The organism is Moraxella bovoculi 237 (assembly GCF_000696305.2).
GTDB classification, from domain to species: Bacteria; Pseudomonadota; Gammaproteobacteria; order Pseudomonadales; family Moraxellaceae; genus Moraxella; species Moraxella bovoculi.
The window spans coordinates 21,219-40,921 of record NZ_AOMT01000011.1 but is presented as its reverse complement, the minus strand read 5'-3'; the positions used below and the strand labels follow the sequence as shown (position 1 = coordinate 40,921).

General features: G+C 43.7%; 15 protein-coding genes and 1 CRISPR repeat array. Of the genes, 11 read left to right on the top strand and 4 right to left on the bottom strand.

The annotated features are described in order from the left end of the window. Positions 1 to 160 precede the first annotated feature (160 nt). Positions 161 to 1,150 carry an LLM class flavin-dependent oxidoreductase gene (locus MBO_RS03385; protein ID WP_036363689.1) on the bottom strand — a complete coding sequence of 330 codons (990 nt, stop codon included), beginning with the start codon at positions 1,148 to 1,150 and terminating at the stop codon, positions 161 to 163. A gap of 114 nt (positions 1,151 to 1,264) precedes the next feature. After that, positions 1,265 to 1,579, bottom strand: a complete 315-nt coding sequence (locus tag MBO_RS03380) for an ArsR/SmtB family transcription factor (RefSeq protein WP_036363687.1) — start codon at positions 1,577 to 1,579, stop codon at positions 1,265 to 1,267. Positions 1,580 to 1,726: 147 nt separating this feature from the next. On the opposite strand from MBO_RS03380, the gene MBO_RS03375 reads away from it, so the two are divergent. The 9 genes from MBO_RS03375 (at position 1,727) to MBO_RS03335 (ending at position 14,680) form a co-directional block, all read left to right on the top strand. After that, the gene (locus MBO_RS03375) at positions 1,727 to 2,629 is read left to right on the top strand and encodes a pseudouridine synthase (RefSeq protein ID WP_036363684.1); all 903 of its coding nucleotides are present in this window, start codon (positions 1,727 to 1,729) and stop codon (positions 2,627 to 2,629) included. Positions 2,630 to 2,744: 115 nt separating this feature from the next. Further along, positions 2,745 to 3,245: a ribonuclease E activity regulator RraA gene (rraA, locus tag MBO_RS03370; protein WP_036363681.1), complete on the top strand. Its 501-nt coding sequence runs from the start codon at positions 2,745 to 2,747 to the stop codon at positions 3,243 to 3,245. 276 nt (positions 3,246 to 3,521) lie between these two features. Further along, on the top strand, positions 3,522 to 4,733 hold the full coding sequence (gene sstT / locus MBO_RS03365) for a serine/threonine transporter SstT (protein WP_036363678.1): 1,212 nt from the start codon (positions 3,522 to 3,524) through the stop codon (positions 4,731 to 4,733). A 332-nt stretch (positions 4,734 to 5,065) separates the two neighbouring features. Further along, a complete protein-coding gene (gene cas12a, locus MBO_RS03360; RefSeq protein ID WP_052585281.1) occupies positions 5,066 to 9,187 on the top strand; it encodes a type V CRISPR-associated protein Cas12a/Cpf1 in 4,122 nt (1,373 codons plus the stop codon). Between the two features lie 46 nt (positions 9,188 to 9,233). Beyond that, on the top strand, positions 9,234 to 9,788 hold the full coding sequence (gene cas4, locus MBO_RS03355; protein ID WP_080702177.1) for a type V CRISPR-associated protein Cas4: 555 nt from the start codon (positions 9,234 to 9,236) through the stop codon (positions 9,786 to 9,788). Between the two features lie 13 nt (positions 9,789 to 9,801). Beyond that, on the top strand, positions 9,802 to 10,830 hold the full coding sequence (gene cas1 / locus MBO_RS03350; RefSeq protein WP_052585280.1) for a type V CRISPR-associated endonuclease Cas1: 1,029 nt from the start codon (positions 9,802 to 9,804) through the stop codon (positions 10,828 to 10,830). Then, a complete protein-coding gene (cas2, locus tag MBO_RS03345; RefSeq protein WP_029104087.1) occupies positions 10,827 to 11,096 on the top strand; it encodes a CRISPR-associated endonuclease Cas2 in 270 nt (89 codons plus the stop codon). Before cas1 ends, cas2 begins: the two co-directional genes overlap by 4 nt. Before the next feature lie 181 nt (positions 11,097 to 11,277). Beyond that, positions 11,278 to 12,330: direct repeats of the CRISPR family, unit length 36 nt; unit sequence GTCTAACGACCTTTTAAATTTCTACTGTTTGTAGAT. A gap of 148 nt (positions 12,331 to 12,478) precedes the next feature. Continuing rightward, positions 12,479 to 13,390 (top strand): LysR family transcriptional regulator, encoded by a 912-nt coding sequence (locus tag MBO_RS03340; RefSeq protein WP_036363671.1) that lies wholly within the window; start codon positions 12,479 to 12,481, stop codon positions 13,388 to 13,390. Between the two features lie 93 nt (positions 13,391 to 13,483). Continuing rightward, positions 13,484 to 14,680 carry an amino acid aminotransferase gene (locus MBO_RS03335; protein WP_036363668.1) on the top strand — a complete coding sequence of 399 codons (1,197 nt, stop codon included), beginning with the start codon at positions 13,484 to 13,486 and terminating at the stop codon, positions 14,678 to 14,680. Positions 14,681 to 14,825: 145 nt separating this feature from the next. Here the strand turns inward: MBO_RS03335 and MBO_RS03330 are convergent, their stop codons facing one another. Further along, complete coding sequence (locus tag MBO_RS03330; protein ID WP_036363665.1) at positions 14,826 to 16,328, bottom strand: leucyl aminopeptidase; 1,503 nt, start codon at positions 16,326 to 16,328, stop codon at positions 14,826 to 14,828. Between the two features lie 253 nt (positions 16,329 to 16,581). On the opposite strand from MBO_RS03330, the gene MBO_RS03325 reads away from it, so the two are divergent. Both MBO_RS03325 and lptG read left to right on the top strand, forming a co-directional pair. Then, positions 16,582 to 17,808, top strand: a complete 1,227-nt coding sequence (locus MBO_RS03325) for an LPS export ABC transporter permease LptF (RefSeq protein WP_227712660.1) — start codon at positions 16,582 to 16,584, stop codon at positions 17,806 to 17,808. Continuing rightward, complete coding sequence (gene lptG, locus MBO_RS03320) at positions 17,805 to 18,896, top strand: LPS export ABC transporter permease LptG (protein WP_036363659.1); 1,092 nt, start codon at positions 17,805 to 17,807, stop codon at positions 18,894 to 18,896. Before MBO_RS03325 ends, lptG begins: the two co-directional genes overlap by 4 nt. A gap of 54 nt (positions 18,897 to 18,950) precedes the next feature. Here lptG and ompR read toward each other — a convergent pair whose 3' ends face one another. Continuing rightward, positions 18,951 to 19,685 (bottom strand): osmolarity response regulator transcription factor OmpR, encoded by a 735-nt coding sequence (gene ompR / locus MBO_RS03315; RefSeq protein WP_036363656.1) that lies wholly within the window; start codon positions 19,683 to 19,685, stop codon positions 18,951 to 18,953. Between the last annotated feature and the right edge of the window lie 18 nt (positions 19,686 to 19,703).

Here is a 19,703-nt window from a genome sequence, read left to right as displayed (position 1 = left end):
TTGTTGCATCATCCTTAACTTCTATCCATAAGCCACAGCATTCATCCATGCTAGCGCATCCATTTGCCGTCTTCCTTGCTGCTTGGGTGTATTATGCCAAGTTCTAGCAGGGATGAAAATACGCCAACTTCTTAAAATACTGTAAGTTTTAGCTTACATGCTATAGCGAACGCACAACGTCAGCGAACAGCTCGTAGGAGTATTTTTGTTTGGCTTTGTCATGAATGTAGCTGACTGCCATTAGCTCATCTGCTTGAATGCGTGATTGCAGCTTTTCGATTTGTTCTTTGGCAGTGGCAGGCGAACCAATAATGCTGCACGCCATCATGCTTTTTGCCATGTTTAGAATGCGAGGTGGCACATGACTTTCGATGTCCGCAACAGGTGGCTTCATGCCGGAGCGATCGCCCGTTACTACATTCAAGAAGAACTGAAGACTTGTCGTGGAGAGCAGTTCGGCTTCATCATCACTGTCTGCGATGATGGCGTTGATGCCTGCGATGACCTGCGGGGCGTCGAGCACGGCAGATGGCTTAAAGTAGTTGCGATAAATGTCCAACGCCTGAGTCAAGAATCTCGGTGCAAAGTGAGAGGCGAATGCATAAGGTAAGCCCAATTCCGCCGCCAAATAGGCGCTCTCGGTGCTTGAGCCTAGGATATAAAGCGGCACATTAAGCCCCTTGGCAGGGTAGGCGCGAACCTTTTTGCCCTGATCATCATCGCCAAAATAAAATTGAAGCTCCTTAATGTCGTTAGCAAAGCTCATCGCGAAGTCATCTTGATGGCGACGAATCGCACGCGCGGTCTGAGGATCTGTACCCGGTGCACGACCAAGCCCTAGATCGATACGGTTCGGGTATAGGCTTGCCAGCGTGCCGTATTGCTCTGCGACGATGAATGGCGAATGGTTGGGTAGCATGACGCCGCCCGAGCCAACTCGGATCGTGTTTGTTTTATCAAGCACGCGCTGAATCAGCAGGCTGGTCGCTGAGCTTGCAAGATAGGGCATGTTGTGATGTTCGGCGATCCAGTAGCGTGAATAGCCTAGCTTCTCAGCGCGCTGCGCCAGATCAACCAAGTCGTCCACGGCGTCGGTAAAGGTCTCACCATCGCGAAATGGCGCTAGGTTTAGGATGGATACGTCAGTCATAATGGTTCTCTTATTTGTAAAATTTATAAATATCTATCAATATAGATATGATTGATAAAGGTTTTTTTCAAGGAAATATAAGCTTTGGGTAAATTTGGCTTGGCGATACTTTTGTTAATTTAGCTCATGTGTGATTTGGTGGATAAAATCACGCACGCCTTGAGCGCGATATCGATAGTAGGTCCATTTGCCTAGTCGTTTGCTCTCTATCAGCCCCGCATTCTGTAGATTGGCCAAATAGCTTGAGATGACCGACTGGGCCAGTCCTGACTTATCAGCGATCATGCCTACACAGATGCCGCCATCAAAACCTGTCTCAGCGCAGCGCAGTGCATCAGTACCGAAATGGATCGCAGGGTCTTTTAACCACAATAGAATCTGGTAACGGCAGTCGTTGCCAAGCACCTTAAAAATCTCAGTTGATTTCATATATAAAATAACCAAATCTAAACTTACATATCATTATATCTGTAATTTTAGATATGTCAAGTTATTAGCATCAGATAAGTTCGAGACTAAGCAGACAATCATGCTACAATGCACATCCATCCTTAGCCATGACAATTAAACCCAGCCATGTCAGATTTTGTTCCGCCGATGATTGCTGGCGTATCACCAAGCACGATTTATCTTGAGAAATTAGTCAGTCCGCCTGTCGATTTATTTACTTTTTTATGCCAAAAATTCCCCCATGTGGGCATTCTAGAATGGCGCAGACGCTTTGAGGATGGGTTGGTATTTTGGGAGAATGGCGAGACTACCACCATAGATGCGCCTTATGTACATGGGCGTTCGGTGTACTATTATCGATTTTTGGAGGATGAGGTTGTTGTGCCTTTTGCTCATGAGGTGCTTTATGAGAACGACAGATTCATGGTGGTGGACAAGCCGCATTTTTTGGCGGTGACGCCAGGCGGTGAGTACGTTCGTCAGACGCTGCTCACTCGGCTAAAGCAGCAGACCAATAATCCTGACCTCTCGCCCATTCATCGGTTGGATCGTGAGACGGCAGGGTTGATTCTGATCAGTAAAGATGTAAAGACTCGCGGCATCTATCAGTCGCTGTTCTCAGATAATGCCATTCATAAAATTTATCACGCCATCGCACCCTGCAATGCCGATATGACATTTCCTATGGATGTTCACTTACATCTAACGCGCGGCGAGCCATTTTATACGATGCGTGTCGATGTCAATACGCCGCCGAACTCGCACACACTCGTTCATCAGCTGGAGACCCAAGGCGACTGGGCAAAGTATGAGCTGCACCCCACGACAGGCAAGCTGCATCAGCTACGAGTACATCTAAACCATCTGGGCATGCCCATCAAGAACGACCCCTATTATCCGCAGGTTAAGCACAAAGCGCGTGGCGAGTTCGATGCACCGCTACAGCTGCTCGCCAAATCGCTGTCATTCATCGATCCTGTCACGGGCGAGCAGATTGATTTTCATTCAAGGCGAAAGCTTGATTTTTGATAGCGTGTGCCAGCTTTCGCGAATTGACAAATCAGGGCGAGAATGCTATTTTTGGTGAGATTATATCCGTTAAAGCCAATCGTTAGGCTTATCATCATTGAACAAGGAGTAAAAAATGAGCGAATTTGTAACCTGTGACCTGTTGGATGATAATGCGGATAAAGACATTCAGGTGGTCAGCCCAAGCATGGATGGGAAGTTTTTCCGTAGTTTTGGCGGCAAAAAAGCATTCGGCGGGCAGGCAGTTACGGTCAAGTGCTTCGAGGATAATTCACGTGTCAAAGAGCTACTTGCGACCGATGGTGATGGCAAGGTGCTTGTCGTAGATGGCGGTGCCTCGATGCGCTGTGCGCTGCTTGGTGACATGATCGCTGAGAGCGCGGTCAAATATGGTTGGGCAGGCGTGATCGTCTATGGCTGTGTGCGTGATGTCGATGCGTTGACCGAGCTGGATTTGGGTGTGCATGCGCTGGGCTGCATTCCCCAAAAATCCACCCGCAAAGGCATCGGTGAGACAGGCGTGATGCTAAATTTTGGCGGGGTTAGCATCAAAGATGGCGCATACGTCTATGCTGATAATAATGGCATCTTGGTATCAGATACTGCTTTGATCTGAATGCAGCTGCTATATAAAAGCGTCCTTGGCGGGCGTTTTTTTGTGCTGATATGACTGTTGGTTTGGCTTAGGGCAACTATTTTACATGAATTGAATGCGAGAAATCGACTATAATTAATGCAGCTTTTATGGTCTTAAAACTTACTCATATGTAAAGACTTTGCTTCCAATATTGCAAAAATGCTAGATTTATGGGCGATAAAAGTGGTATAGTAGAACAATTTTTAATTAAATTTTAAGCATTATCAATCATTATTTAACAATTTAGGAGTCTGTATGCGCTCGTTGGTGAATGCATACCTTAAAGCCGGATTGGTGCCGATGATCATCGCGGCGCTGATTTTAGGTGCGATTGTGGGCGCGCTGTTGCCGTCTGTAGGTATTTCTGTTGGTATTTTGGGTGCGATTTTTGTGGGCGCGCTAAAAGCAGTTGCCCCGATTTTGGTGTTTGTGCTGGTGATTGCGGCGGTGACGTCTTATCGTGGCGGTGGCGATCTTCGCATCAAGCCAGTTTTTATTCTATATCTATTTGGCACCTTTGCCGCGGCACTGACGGCCGTGGTGGCGAGCTTTACTTCCCCAACGGAGCTTGTACTGGTGGCAGCAGATAACATCGAACAGACACCGCCACAGGACCTAAAAGAAGTGCTGACCACGCTGCTCATGAATCTGGTGGCGAACCCTGTTAAGTCATTGGCAGAAGCCAATTACATGGGCATCTTGACGTGGGCGGTGCTAATTGGTCTGGCGCTTCGCCATGTGAGTGAGACCACACGCCAAGTCGCAACAGACCTAAGTGCTGCCATCACCAACGTGGTGAAGTGGGTGATTGCCTTTGCACCGATTGGTATCTTTGGTCTGGTGGCGGCGACCGTCGCTGAGACTGGTCTGGATGCACTTCTGGGCTACGGTCATCTACTAATGGTGTTGGTGGGCTGTATGCTGTTCATCGCGCTCGTGGTGAATCCTATTATCGTGCTTGCAGTTACTCGTAAAAACCCATACCCACTGGTATTGGCCTGTCTGCGTGAGTCGGGCGTGACGGCGTTCTTTACGCGTTCATCAGCAGCGAACATTCCTGTGAACATGAACCTTGCGCGTAAGCTGGGTCTGAATGAAGAGACTTATTCGATGACCATTCCGCTGGGCGCGACGATTAACATGGCGGGTGCGGCGATCACCATTAACGTGTTGACCCTGGCAGCGGCGCATACGTTGGGTCTGGATGTATCGTTCGGTTCGGCGTTATTGCTTGCCATCATTGGTAGCTTGGCAGCGTGTGGTGCATCAGGCGTGGCAGGCGGTTCGTTGCTACTGATTCCGATGGCGTGTAGCTTGTTCAGCATTCCTAATGACATCGCCATGCAGGTGGTGGCGATCGGCTTCATCATCGGTGTCGTACAAGATTCGGCGGAGACCGCGCTAAACTCATCAACTGACGTGCTATTTACCGCAGCAGTCGATCCAAAATACGCCTACAAGGGCTAATCTAAAAACCATCAAAAACCGATTTCTTAGGAAGTCGGTTTTTTATTGGCTGACGGTATTTGGTTGAATAATAAATACTTTGAAGTTCGATGTTATCTATTTGGTAGCTTCAATCAAATCATTGATATTTTTTAACTTTTTGCATATTCTCAATCTACAAACAGTAGAAATTAGTGGTGTCGTTAGACGGCTAAAATTATAACACAACACATCATAAAATGATATTTTTATCATATATCATATTCTCATAAAAAATATTGACGAGACAAATCGCCTTTCATAAAATCAACTGTACCAAAACAGCACCTAGCCACCACCAAACGGAGATTTTTATGTTGTTTCAAGACTTTACTCATCTATACCCCTTATCAAAAACCGTGCGTTTTGAATTAAAGCCCATTGACAGGACATTAGAACATATCCATGCCAAAAACTTTTTGAGCCAAGATGAGACCATGGCGGACATGCACCAAAAGGTGAAGGTGATACTCGACGATTATCATCGTGATTTTATCGCTGATATGATGGGCGAAGTTAAGCTAACTAAGCTGGCAGAATTTTATGATGTGTATTTAAAATTTAGAAAAAATCCCAAAGACGATGAATTGCAAAAACAGCTAAAGGACTTGCAAGCAGTTTTAAGAAAAGAGATTGTGAAGCCCATCGGTAATGGCGGAAAATACAAGGCGGGTTATGACCGCTTATTTGGGGCAAAGCTCTTTAAGGACGGCAAAGAGCTTGGTGATTTGGCGAAATTTGTCATCGCCCAAGAGGGTGAGTCATCGCCAAAGCTTGCTCACCTTGCCCATTTTGAGAAGTTTAGCACTTACTTTACTGGTTTTCATGATAACCGCAAAAACATGTACAGCGATGAGGATAAACACACCGCCATTGCCTATCGTCTGATACATGAAAACCTGCCACGTTTTATTGACAACCTACAAATACTGACAACCATCAAACAAAAGCACTCGGCGTTGTATGACCAGATTATAAATGAGCTGACTGCGAGTGGCTTGGATGTGTCGCTGGCAAGTCATCTGGACGGCTATCACAAGCTTTTAACCCAAGAGGGTATCACGGCTTATAATACCCTGCTTGGCGGTATCAGTGGCGAGGCAGGTTCTCCCAAGATACAAGGTATCAATGAGCTTATCAATAGTCATCACAACCAACATTGCCACAAATCCGAACGTATCGCCAAATTACGCCCCCTACACAAACAAATCCTAAGCGACGGCATGAGTGTGTCATTTTTGCCAAGCAAATTTGCCGATGATAGCGAGATGTGCCAAGCGGTCAATGAATTTTACCGCCATTATGCTGATGTTTTTGCCAAGGTGCAAAGCTTGTTTGATGGGTTTGATGACCATCAAAAGGACGGCATTTATGTTGAGCATAAAAATTTAAATGAGCTATCCAAGCAGGCATTTGGTGATTTTGCCTTGTTGGGTCGGGTGCTGGACGGCTATTATGTGGATGTGGTGAATCCAGAGTTTAATGAAAGATTTGCCAAAGCCAAAACCGACAATGCCAAAGCAAAACTGACAAAAGAAAAAGACAAATTCATCAAAGGCGTGCATTCTTTGGCAAGCCTTGAGCAGGCGATAGAGCATTATACTGCTAGGCATGATGATGAGTCTGTGCAGGCGGGCAAACTTGGACAGTATTTCAAACACGGTCTGGCAGGCGTGGATAATCCAATCCAAAAAATACACAACAACCACAGCACCATTAAGGGTTTTTTGGAGCGTGAACGTCCAGCAGGCGAGCGAGCATTGCCCAAAATTAAGTCAGGCAAAAACCCTGAAATGACGCAGTTAAGACAGCTAAAAGAGCTGCTAGACAACGCCCTAAACGTGGCGCATTTTGCCAAGTTATTAACGACCAAAACCACGCTAGACAACCAAGACGGCAATTTTTATGGTGAGTTTGGGGTGTTGTATGATGAGCTTGCCAAGATTCCCACGCTTTATAACAAAGTGCGTGATTATCTGTCGCAAAAGCCATTTAGCACCGAAAAATATAAATTAAACTTTGGCAATCCGACATTATTAAACGGGTGGGATTTGAATAAAGAAAAAGATAATTTTGGGGTTATCTTACAAAAAGACGGCTGTTATTATTTGGCGTTATTGGATAAAGCTCATAAAAAAGTATTTGATAATGCTCCAAATACAGGCAAAAGTATTTATCAAAAAATGATTTATAAGTATCTAGAGGTAAGAAAACAATTTCCCAAGGTGTTTTTTTCCAAAGAGGCTATTGCTATTAACTATCACCCTTCAAAAGAATTGGTGGAAATCAAGGATAAAGGCAGGCAACGTTCTGATGATGAAAGGTTAAAATTATATAGATTTATTCTTGAATGTTTAAAAATACATCCGAAATATGATAAAAAATTTGAGGGGGCTATTGGTGATATTCAGTTGTTTAAAAAGGATAAAAAAGGTAGAGAGGTTCCCATATCAGAGAAAGATTTGTTTGATAAGATAAATGGGATATTTAGTAGTAAACCAAAGTTAGAAATGGAAGATTTTTTTATTGGGGAATTCAAGCGATACAATCCAAGTCAGGATCTTGTAGATCAGTATAATATCTATAAAAAAATAGATTCGAATGACAATAGGAAAAAAGAAAATTTTTATAATAACCACCCAAAATTCAAGAAAGACCTAGTGCGTTATTATTACGAATCTATGTGCAAGCACGAAGAGTGGGAAGAATCGTTTGAATTTTCTAAAAAATTGCAAGATATTGGTTGTTATGTTGATGTAAATGAATTATTTACAGAGATTGAAACTCGTAGACTGAATTATAAAATCAGTTTTTGTAATATCAACGCCGATTATATTGACGAGTTGGTTGAACAAGGTCAGTTGTATTTATTCCAGATTTATAATAAAGATTTCTCGCCCAAGGCTCACGGTAAGCCCAATTTACATACTTTGTATTTTAAGGCGTTGTTTAGCGAAGATAACCTTGCCGATCCAATTTATAAATTAAATGGCGAGGCACAGATATTTTATCGTAAGGCGTCTTTGGATATGAATGAAACCACCATTCATCGTGCAGGCGAGGTATTAGAAAATAAAAATCCTGATAATCCAAAAAAGCGTCAATTTGTCTATGACATCATCAAAGATAAACGCTATACCCAAGATAAGTTTATGCTACATGTGCCTATTACCATGAATTTTGGTGTGCAGGGCATGACGATTAAAGAATTTAATAAAAAAGTTAATCAAAGCATACAACAATATGATGAGGTGAATGTCATAGGCATAGACCGTGGAGAGCGACATTTGCTATATCTGACCGTGATTAATAGCAAAGGTGAAATCTTAGAACAGTGTAGTCTCAATGACATCACTACCGCATCGGCAAATGGTACACAAATGACCACGCCTTATCATAAGATACTGGACAAGAGAGAAATAGAACGCCTAAATGCTCGTGTCGGTTGGGGTGAGATTGAGACCATAAAAGAGCTAAAATCGGGCTATCTAAGCCATGTGGTACATCAAATCAGCCAGCTTATGCTTAAATATAATGCCATTGTGGTGTTAGAGGATTTAAATTTTGGGTTTAAGCGCGGTCGCTTTAAGGTGGAAAAACAAATTTACCAAAACTTTGAAAACGCCTTAATCAAAAAGCTAAACCATTTGGTATTAAAAGATAAGGCAGATGATGAGATTGGCTCATACAAAAATGCCCTGCAACTGACCAATAATTTTACTGATCTAAAAAGCATTGGCAAACAAACAGGCTTTTTATTCTATGTGCCTGCATGGAATACCAGTAAAATAGACCCTGAAACGGGCTTTGTGGATTTGTTAAAACCGCGTTATGAAAATATCGCTCAGTCGCAAGCGTTTTTTGGTAAATTTGATAAGATTTGTTATAACGCAGATAAGGATTATTTTGAATTTCATATTGATTATGCCAAATTTACTGACAAAGCCAAAAACTCTCGCCAAATATGGACGATTTGCTCGCATGGCGATAAACGTTATGTGTATGACAAAACCGCCAATCAAAATAAAGGAGCGGCAAAGGGTATTAATGTTAATGATGAATTAAAATCGCTATTTGCTCGTCATCACATCAATGAAAAACAGCCAAATCTGGTTATGGATATTTGCCAAAATAACGACAAAGAATTTCATAAATCGCTGATGTATCTATTAAAGACATTGCTTGCATTACGATATAGTAACGCCAGTAGCGATGAAGATTTTATTTTATCGCCTGTGGCAAATGATGAGGGTGTGTTTTTTAATTCGGCATTGGCGGATGACACACAGCCACAAAATGCGGACGCCAATGGGGCATATCATATCGCATTAAAGGGCTTATGGCTATTAAATGAATTAAAAAACAGTGATGATTTGAATAAAGTCAAACTTGCCATTGACAATCAAACATGGCTAAACTTCGCTCAAAACCGCTAATCGCTAAAAGCTCAGTTTCGGCTGGGCTTTTTATTTGGGAGATGACATGGAATATCATACATTAAACATCAGTCAATTAAATGATTTTATTTTTTGTCCCTATTCTATTTATCTACATAACGTCTATCAGGCATTGGACGATGATACATATCATGATACGCCACAAGTCAAAGGCAAAATCGCTCATAAGGGCGTGGATAATGGCACATACAGCACCAAAAAGACTGTTATCACTGCCATGGCGGTGCATTCGGATAAATATGGCTTGACAGGTAAAATTGACCAATATTTTGCCGATAGCAAAAAACTCATCGAACGCAAACGCACGATTAAAACGATTTATGATGGTTATAAATTGCAGCTTTATGCCCAGTATTTTTGTTTGATAGAAATGGGGTTTGAAGTGGATTATTTGGGTTTTTATTCGATGACGGATAATAAAAGCCACGCCTTGGCTTTGCCTGATGACAAGATTATTGATTGGTTTGAAAATCATTTGTATAAGATACGCCATTATAATCCCATGACTGATGATATTTACATTAATGCCAATAAATGCACTCATTGTATTTATCAGCCTTTGTGTGATAAGACGGACTAAATAAGGAGAATCTATGCTGAGCATTTCGGACATCAAAGAAAAACAGATGATATTATTAAATAACTTGGAGGGCGGCTATCATCTTTGTATCTCGCAAGGCAATATCATCATCAAAAACAAAGACAGCGATGAGACATTAACCAAAATCACCCGCCATAAAGCCATGGCTTTGATGATTATTGGGTATTGTACGCTGACCAATGTGTTGATTGAATTTTGTCAAAAATATGGCATTGCCTTGATTTTATTAAATTCAAGATTAAGACCGATTTTATTTGTCAGCTCTTTTGGTGAGGCAAATTATCTATTAAGACAAAAGCAATATGCCATTGGCGATAATCAAGCCTTAAATTTTGCCAAACATTTCATAGAACAAAAAGCCAATAATTCCATCACTTTATTAAAAGGCATTCGTAAAAAAGACGATGAATTACGCCAAATGATAGAGACATTGGCTGATTATCAAAGGCAGATTGGTCAAACCAAACGTTTCGATGAATTAATGGGCATAGAGGGCAATATTGCCAAAAGTTATTTTAAATATCATTTTGGGCAATTAAAACATACTTCTTGGCAAGGCAGAAAACCACGCCTGAAAATAGACTCTGTTAATGTTGTTCTGGATATGGGTTATACGCTATTATTTAATTATATAGAGATAAATTTGAGATTATTTGGTTTTGATGTTTACAAAGGCATGCTTCATCAGCTTTGGTATAAAAGAAAATCTCTGGTATGTGATTTGGTTGAACCATTTCGCTGTATCGTGGATAAGCAGGTATTAACATCATTTAATCTTGGGCAATTTAAAACAGAGCATTTTAATCAAATAAAAATGCAATACCAATTAAAACCCGAACATCAGCGAACGTATAATGCCATTTTAATGCAGGCAATCATCGCCCATAAAGTGCCAATATTTGTGTATATCAGGGATTTTTATCGTGCCTATATGAAATATGCTGATAAAGATATGGCGTTTGATGAATTGGTTTTGATGTTGCCAAGCTTTGACATACAAGCAAATGGAGAAGATGTATGATAATCGTCAGTTATGATATCAGTGATAATAAAGTGCGTGGACGATTTGCCAAATTTTTAATGCAATATGGCGATAGATTGCAATATTCGGTGTACGAAATCCAAAACAGCGAACGCATTTTAAATATCATCACCGAAAAAATAAAAGCAGAATTTGAGCCTTTATTTACAGGGGCGGACAGTGTCATTATCTTTCGATTTACAGAACGTGAAGTATTAAGGTTTGGTCATGCCAAACATCGTAATGAGGATTTGTTGATTTTATAAAAAGTCTTGGAAAAAATGATGAGGTTTGTTATAATAAGAGTGCTAAAGCACGCTCAAATATTTACTTTGCAAACCTCAGTCTTAATGCGTGATTTATCATGTTTTGTCGGTAAAAATGATTATTTTTTGTGCAAAAAACCTGCTAATCTCTCAAAAAATCATTAAAAATACCCCAAAACGGGTCTAACGACCTTTTAAATTTCTACTGTTTGTAGATGCCCACGCTTCGCGCGTGGCGATTAATGTCTAACGACCTTTTAAATTTCTACTGTTTGTAGATGTTTAAAACGTTCAGAAACCGCCTTATTGTCTAACGACCTTTTAAATTTCTACTGTTTGTAGATATTAGGGGGGATAGGGTCTAGTTCACCGTCTAACGACCTTTTAAATTTCTACTGTTTGTAGATAAAGATTTAATTTCATAAGCATCCCGAAGTCTAACGACCTTTTAAATTTCTACTGTTTGTAGATAAATCAGTCATCTGGATTACCTCCACTTGTCTAACGACCTTTTAAATTTCTACTGTTTGTAGATTTTTACATTTGCGCTGTGCTACAATGGGTCTAACGACCTTTTAAATTTCTACTGTTTGTAGATTGAAATTAGTAGCTTTTAGACTGCTAAGTCTAACGACCTTTTAAATTTCTACTGTTTGTAGATGGAAAAGCAGTAATAATCTCTGATGCTGTGTCTAACGACCTTTTAAATTTCTACTGTTTGTAGATAGGCATTGCGCCTCCTGTTTAATAAAAGTCTAACGACCTTTTAAATTTCTACTGTTTGTAGATTACCGCCTTACGCTTGCATATAGATAAGTCTAACGACCTTTTAAATTTCTACTGTTTGTAGATGTAGTGGCACTGTCTTTTAAGCCCAAAGTCTAACGACCTTTTAAATTTCTACTGTTTGTAGATATTGCCTCCCCAACTCACGAAAACCCCTTATGTCTAACGACCTTTTAAATTTCTACTGTTTGTAGATAACGACAAACCCCCACAATGTGCGTTGTCTAACGACCTTTTAAATTTCTACTGTTTGTAGATGCTCGCCTTCGCCCACCCACGCCGATGTAGTCTAACGACCTTTTAAATTTCTACTGTTTGTAGATTTCATCTGATCAAGCTCAAGCCCATCGTCTAACGACCTTTTAAATTTCTACTGTTTGTAGATCAACGCTGTGGTTCTATGTGGTGCTGTGTCTAACGACCTTTTAAATTTCTACTGTTCTTCTAAGGTATGAGAATTTAAATGGCTGCGAAGATCAAAAGGCATTATTTCATTAAAATCCCAAAATCACAGATTTATTTTTCTAAAACACTTGTATCTTACGAATTATGATTTATAATATTAACTTATACATATATTACTAGGATTTATAATCGTGAGTACTACGCTGCGCCAGTTGCGCGCTTTTGTGTTGGTAGCTGAGCAGAACAGCTTCACCAAGGCCGCTGAGACATTATGCCTGACGCAATCGGCCTTAAGCGGTCTGATCAAGGAGCTTGAGCAGAATTTAGACGTTAAGCTGTTCGACCGCACCACACGAAAATTGCACCTATCCGATGCGGGCATGCGCTTATTGCCGCAGGCGCGCCGTGTGCTCAATGAGATGTCCGTGCTTAATGAAAAGGTCTCCAACCTAAAGTCCTTGCACCAAGGACACATTCGTCTGGCGGTCTCACAGCAGCTATCCGCATCGACGATGCCTAAGTTCATCGCTAAGTTCTGTGAGCTGCATCCGCACATTCAGGTCACGCTAACTGACTGCTCTGTGGATGATGTGGTGGAGCACATTGAGAATCTCGAGGCGGATCTGGGTGTGGCGCCTGAGCGTGTGCATTCTGATGACCTAAAGACCGATACACTATTTCGTTCACCGTTTTATCTAGTACTACCTAGCACGCACCCCTTCGCCAAAAAAGACGTGGTGCGCTGGGCGGATCTGTTGAACGAACGCCTGATTACCCTGAACGGACCTTTTATTAAGTCTTTGCAAAATGAGCTGCCTGCGAACATCTCGAACCGTATTTTCCACCCTGATTTTGAGATTAATTTCTTATCGACCGCGCTTGGCATGGTGCGCATGGGTCTGGGCGTGACGGTGTGTCTGCTGTATGCGGCAGAATGGGTAGAGCAGAACGGCTTGGTCATGCGCCCGATCGCAGAGCCTGTGGTGGAGCGTAATTTTTTACTTTATACCCACAAGAATCGTTCGCTGTCGCCTGCTGCGGTGGCATTTAAAGAATTTTTGATTGAGAATGCGCACGAATTTTTGGTGAGCAACCCAAAATAGATCGCATTTGACATATTTATCTGCACAAGGTGCGGATTTTCGGCTATACTGTCTTTGTTTTTAACGGCCTTTACTAACCTAAGGAAAATTGCCATGTTTAATCATGTTGAACACTATGCGGGCGACCCGATTTTAGGGTTGATGGATAAATTTGCGAACGACCCACGCACCGACATTAAGGTAAACTTGGGTGTGGGCGTGTACTACACCGAGGATGGAAGATTGCCTGTGCTTGAGTGTGTAAAAACGGCTGAAGCTCAGATCGCCAACCCACCACGCCCACGTGGTTACCTGCCGATGGATGGTCTGGCTGGCTACAAAAAAGCATGCCAAGATCTTTTGTTCAGCAAAGACAGCCAGATCGTCAAAGATGGACGTGTCGCCACCATCGCAACTTTAGGAGGCTCTGGTGCACTAAAAGTGGGTGCAGACTTCATTCATGAATGGTTCCCAAATGCCAAATGCTACGTGTCAAACCCAACATGGGCGAACCACATCGGTATCTTTGAAGGTGCTGGCATCGAAGTGGCAAAATACCCATATTATGATGCCCAGACGATCGGTGTAAAATTCGATGAAATGTGCGAATTCTTCAAAGGTCTGAACGAAAATGACGTGGTGCTACTGCACCCATGCTGCCACAACCCAACCGGTGTGGATCTGACCAATGATCAATGGGATGTGGTGCTTGATATTGTTAAAGACAAAAAACTCATCGCGTTCATGGACATCGCCTATCAAGGCTTTGGCGAAGGCATGGAAGGCGACGTGTACGCCATCCGCCGCGCTGTGGACATGGGCTTGCCGATCTTTGTATCAAACTCATTCTCAAAAAACCTATCGCTATACGGTGAGCGCGTTGGCGGTCTGTCGGTGGTTGCACCATCAAAAGAAGAAGCCGACCGCGTACAAGGTCAATTAAAATTCACCGTACGCCGCATCTATTCAAGCCCACCATCACACGGCAACAATGTCGTGGACATCGTGATGAACGATGAAGCGTTGTTCGAGCAGTGGGTTGGCGAAGTGTATGAGATGCGTGACCGTATCCGTGAAATGCGCCAAAAACTACAAGACACCCTAACCGCCAAGCTGCCAGAGCGTGACTTTAGCTACTTCACCAAGCAACGCGGCATGTTCAGCTTCACCGGTCTGACCGCTGAGCAAGTCGTGCGTCTGCGTGATGAATTCGCGGTGTACATGGTTGAAAATGGCCGCATGTGTATCGCTGGCCTGAACAACAAGAACGTTGAATATGTTGCCAATGCAATGGCGGAAGTTCTAAAATAAGTCTAAATTAGCTCAACAAAAAGCCGCTTATGATTAAGCGGTTTTTTATCGCTCATCGTTAATTTGCCATAGTGGCAATCAGCGATTAGCTTATTATCAAAATAAAGAAAACGCCCACATCATAAGGGCGTTTTCTTTGGATGGTTTATTGATTTTCTTGAGATTTTAGGAATTGTACCAGCATTGGTACAGGGCGACCTGTTGCGCCTTTATTTGCACCACTAAGCGATGCAGTGCCTGCGATGTCAAGGTGTGCCCATGCTTGACCTTCTTTGATGAAGTGCTGCAAGAAGCATGCTGCAGTGATAGAGCCGCCCTCGCGTCCACCGATGTTCTGCAGGTCGGCGAAGTTTGATTTTAGTTGGCTTGCGTATTCATCATCAAGCGGCATCTGCCACAGTAGGTCGCCTGTATTTTCGCCAGCTGATTCTAGGGCGAATAGCGTATCTTCATCGTTACTGTACACGGCTGAACGCACGCTACCTAGAGCGATGACGCACGCGCCTGTTAGGGTTGCTGCATCCACGATGGTGCGCGGCTTGTAGTTATCCTGAACATAGCACAAAGCGTCGCACAGCACCAAGCGACCTTCGGCATCGGTATTTAGGATCTCGACGCTCGTGCCGTCCATCGCATTTACGATGTCGCCTGGGCGGGTGGCTTTGCCTGATGGCATGTTCTCTGCGCAGGCGAGCACTGTTACTAGATCAATCTCAAGGCCTGCTTCGCATACTGCTTTAGTAGTGCCCAACATGGCAGCAGCGCCACCCATGTCGAACTTCATCTCGTCCATGCCAGCGCCAGGTTTTAGTGAGATGCCACCTGTATCGAAAGTAATGCCTTTACCGACCAAAGCGATCGGGTTGTCCAGCTTGGCTTTTTTGCTGCCTTTTTTGTTCTTGCCGTAGTATTCGATGACCACCAATTGACCTTCTGCGTCGGAGCCTTGGGATACTGACATAAAGCAGCCCATGCCCAGCTTGGTCATTTCTTTTTCGCCTAGGATGGTTACTTTGACTTTATCGCCGTATTCTTTGGCAAGCTTTTTGGCTTCTTTGGCAAGCGCCACTGGATTTAGATTGTTTGGTGCCTCATTTACCAAATCACGGGCGAAGCTTTGACCTGCGAATGTGGCTTTGGTCAGATCAAGTGCTGCCTGATAGTCGTCTTGGCTGTCTTTGTTGTTGATGAAGCTTAGGAAAGCCAATTTGTCGGCATCTGCTCTTTTGGCGAAATAACGATCGAAGCGATAACTGGCTGCCAATAAAGACAGCACAAATTGTGAGAAGTGTTTTTGGCAAATCACATCGCCCCAAACGATGGCGGCTGATTTATGGTTTTTGATGGTTTTGTAGGTTGCCGCGCCAAGCTTTTGGATGTTTTTGGCAAGTTTTTCTGATTTGCCTGCGCCAATGATAGTGATGCCTACGCCATCATCTGATAAGGCGTAATCGCTCACCACGTCACACAGCTCACCCTTGAACCCTGATTTTTTGATAAGGTTTTCTGCGCGGGCGGTGTGTTCGCTTTGGGTGTTGCCAAGAAGTTTGCCTTCATTGTTGGCGAAGAATACCAGCTGTGGTAGTGGGTTGGATTTGGTGGCTTTTTTTAGGGTAAGTTCTGAATGAACCGATAATTGAATTGACATGATCTTTCCTTGTGGGTTTTGTTGATGAATAAATAATGGTGTAAGCGGGTTACAACAAGATTAGTTTAGCATATTTGCCATGCTTAATATATAGTGCGCAATGACAAAAAACAAGCCAAAACTACCAAAATCGCCTAAACATTTTGTTTAAAAATTCATTTAAAAGAAGCTCAAAATCCTCGCATCATCGCTAATCTTCGCCATGTTTTTTTGATATAATGAGAGGTTAATTTTCCTGGTTTTGGATGACGTCTTGATTTTACGCCGCTATATGATACGCGAGGTTGCTACGACCACAGCCCTGGTACTTGGGTTCTTGGTGGTGATGCTGCTTGGCGGGCGTTTGATTCGCTATTTTGGCATGGCGGCAGAGGGTGGGCTGGATGTGGGCGTGCTATTTACGCTCATCGGATATAACCTGCCTTATTTTTTGGAGCTGATTTTTCCGCTGTCGTTTTTTATTGGGCTGATGCTTGTTTTTGGTCGGCTGTATGCTGATCATGAGATGGCGGCACTAAACGCCAGCGGCATCAGTCGGGGGCGCGTGTCGCGGCTGCTCATACCGCTTGTGTTGGTGGCTTTTTTGGCTCAAGGATTCATCACGCTTGTCGCCAAACCATGGGGTGTGGCGAAGGCAGCGAACATCTGGCAAGAGCAATCAGTCCTTGAGATCTTTGACATCATCACCCCAAGAAAATTCATCAGCAGTGGCGAATATCACCTCTATGTCGGTGAGATTGGCGAGAATCGTGAGTATCTACAGGACGTCATCGTCATCCAAATGGCAAAAAACCCTGACCCTAGAAACGCCGCCAGCATGAGTGACATCGCTCATCAAGATGACCAAGCGGACAATGCCCAAAAAGCACAAGAAATCGCCACCAGAATCCCCCAAGAACTCATCTTTGAAAAAGACACCATCATCTTTGCCAAGTCTGCAACCCAAGTGGACAGTGATGATGGGATGATACGACTTGACCTACATCAAGGACGGCGCTATGAAGTTGATGCCACCAGTAAGAAATACAGCCAGATTGGATTTGAGCGATATCGCATCAGTCTGGCAGCCAGCAGTAACGAAGACCTAAAACCCTTAAAGATCGAAGGTTGGCGGACTCAAGATTTGTTTGCAAACATGAATACGCCCAATCAAACTCCAAGTTCCCAAGAGATTCATGCTGAGCTTGGTTATCGATTCAGCTTGCCATGGCTGATCTTGATTGCAACGATTTTGGCAGCGCCACTGGCTCAGGTGAAGCCGCGCCAAGGCAGATGGTTAAAGCTTATTCCAGCGTTATTTATCTTCGTGGCGAATGTGCTGATTTTGATTTCCCTGAAGGAAAGCATCGCTAAGGGTAAGGTTGGAGATTGGGCGTATCCTGTGGTTCTTGCGGCGCTGTTTGCGGTGGCGATATACATCAATTATCATGAACGCATGATGGCAAAACTGCGTCTAAATCGTCAAGGAGGCGCGGCATGAAGTCACATATTTTAGCCAAATATGTCATCCGAGCGGCATTCTTGGCGATGCTTGGTGCGGTGCTTGGGTTGTGGTTGTTGCAGCTGATTTTTGCTTATTTAAATGAGCTTGAGGATCTAAACGATACTTATACGGTGATGGATGCGCTCAAATTCATCCTGTATCGTTCGCCGTATTTCTTAGTGCAGTTCATTCCAACCGGCGCGCTGCTTGGTGCGGTTGTGGGCTTGGGGCTATTGGCGGGCAACAGCGAGCTTGTGAGTATGCAGGCGTCGGGCGTGAGCAAATATCGCATCATCAGCTGGGCGATGATCCCTGCCAGCGTGTTCGTGGTGTTATCACTGGCAGTGAATCAATACGTACTACCCATCACCAACCAAAAAGCTGAAGCCATTAATACGCGCACCCCTGAGACCAAGCTCGTGTCCGTGAATGGCTACTGGTCGGTGAATGAGCATGATGGTGGGCAAGACATCGTCCATATCAGCTATGCCGACAGCGATGGGGTGCTTGGCGAGACCAAGCGTTATACGCTAGATCAAAGTAGCAACCTAACAGGGGCGATGCGCGCATCGTCAGGCGTGTATGATGCCAAGAGCAGTGATGATCGCTATTCGTGGCAGCTGTCAGACATCGATGTGGTAAATATTAATGCATCAGGCGTAATCCGCACCCATGAGAATGCCAAGATTCTGACACTACCCATTGCACCCACTGATGTGCATTTATTGACCCGTGAGCCTGAGGACATGTCGCTGACTGACCTGTATGCCCATGGTCAGCTCATGGATCATCAAGGTTCATCATCAGCACGTCACGAGTTAAAATTTTGGCAAAAGCTGCTATCACCTTTTGCGGTGCTGTCCTTGGTATTGGTGGCATCGTCATTCGTATTTGGATCGCTGCGCTCCCAAGGTCTAGGGCTTCGCATTGTGTTGGCGTTATTGACAGGGCTTTTGTTTAGTTATCTGACTGATCTGACTGGCTTTATTGCCTTGGCTGCTAATTGGTCGCCATTTGTCATGGCGATGTTACCCATCATCATCAGTGCGCTGGCAGGCGTCTATCTACTACAAAAACGGCAATAATAGAATAAATAAAAAGCAGGTAATAACCTGCTTTTTTTATGTGAAGCTGATTAATTAGCTCTCCGCACCGTCTGGAACGAACACATAGCCCACGCCCCATACGGTTTGGATGTAGCGTGCTTGAGATGGGTTATCTTCAATCAGGCGGCGCAGGCGAGAGACCTGCACATCAATCGAGCGCTCCATCGCACCCCATTCACGACCGCGGGCCAGATTCATGAGCTTGTCGCGAGTTAGCGGCTCTCTTGGGTGCTGTACTAATGCTTTTAACACGCTAAATTCACCCGTGGTTAGCGTGACGACATTACCATCGCGTTTCAAGGTGCGCGTTGATAGATCAAGTGTCCAAGGGCCAAATTCAACCACTTCTATCTGCTGTGATGGAGCGCCTGGAAGCTCACGGTTTTGGCGGCGTAGGACTGCTTTAATACGAGCCAACAACTCTTTTGGGTTAAATGGCTTAGGCAGATAGTCATCCGCTCCCGCTTCTAGGCCTGCGATGCGGTCAGCATCAGAACCTTTGGCGGTCAGCATGATGATAGGAATGTCAGAATTTTCGGTGCGTAGGCGCTTACAGATGCTGATACCATCTTCATCAGGCAGCATTAAATCAAGCACGATCAAAGAGAAGATCTCGCGCGCAATCAGCTTATCCATCTGCTTGCCATCATGCGCTACTCGCACGACGAAGCCATCATCTTCTAGAAATCTTTGTAATAAGGTGCGCAGACGTACGTCATCGTCCACAACCAAAATGCGATGGGCAATATTTTCGTTAGTTTCTGTCATGGTTTATCCTTAGGTGAT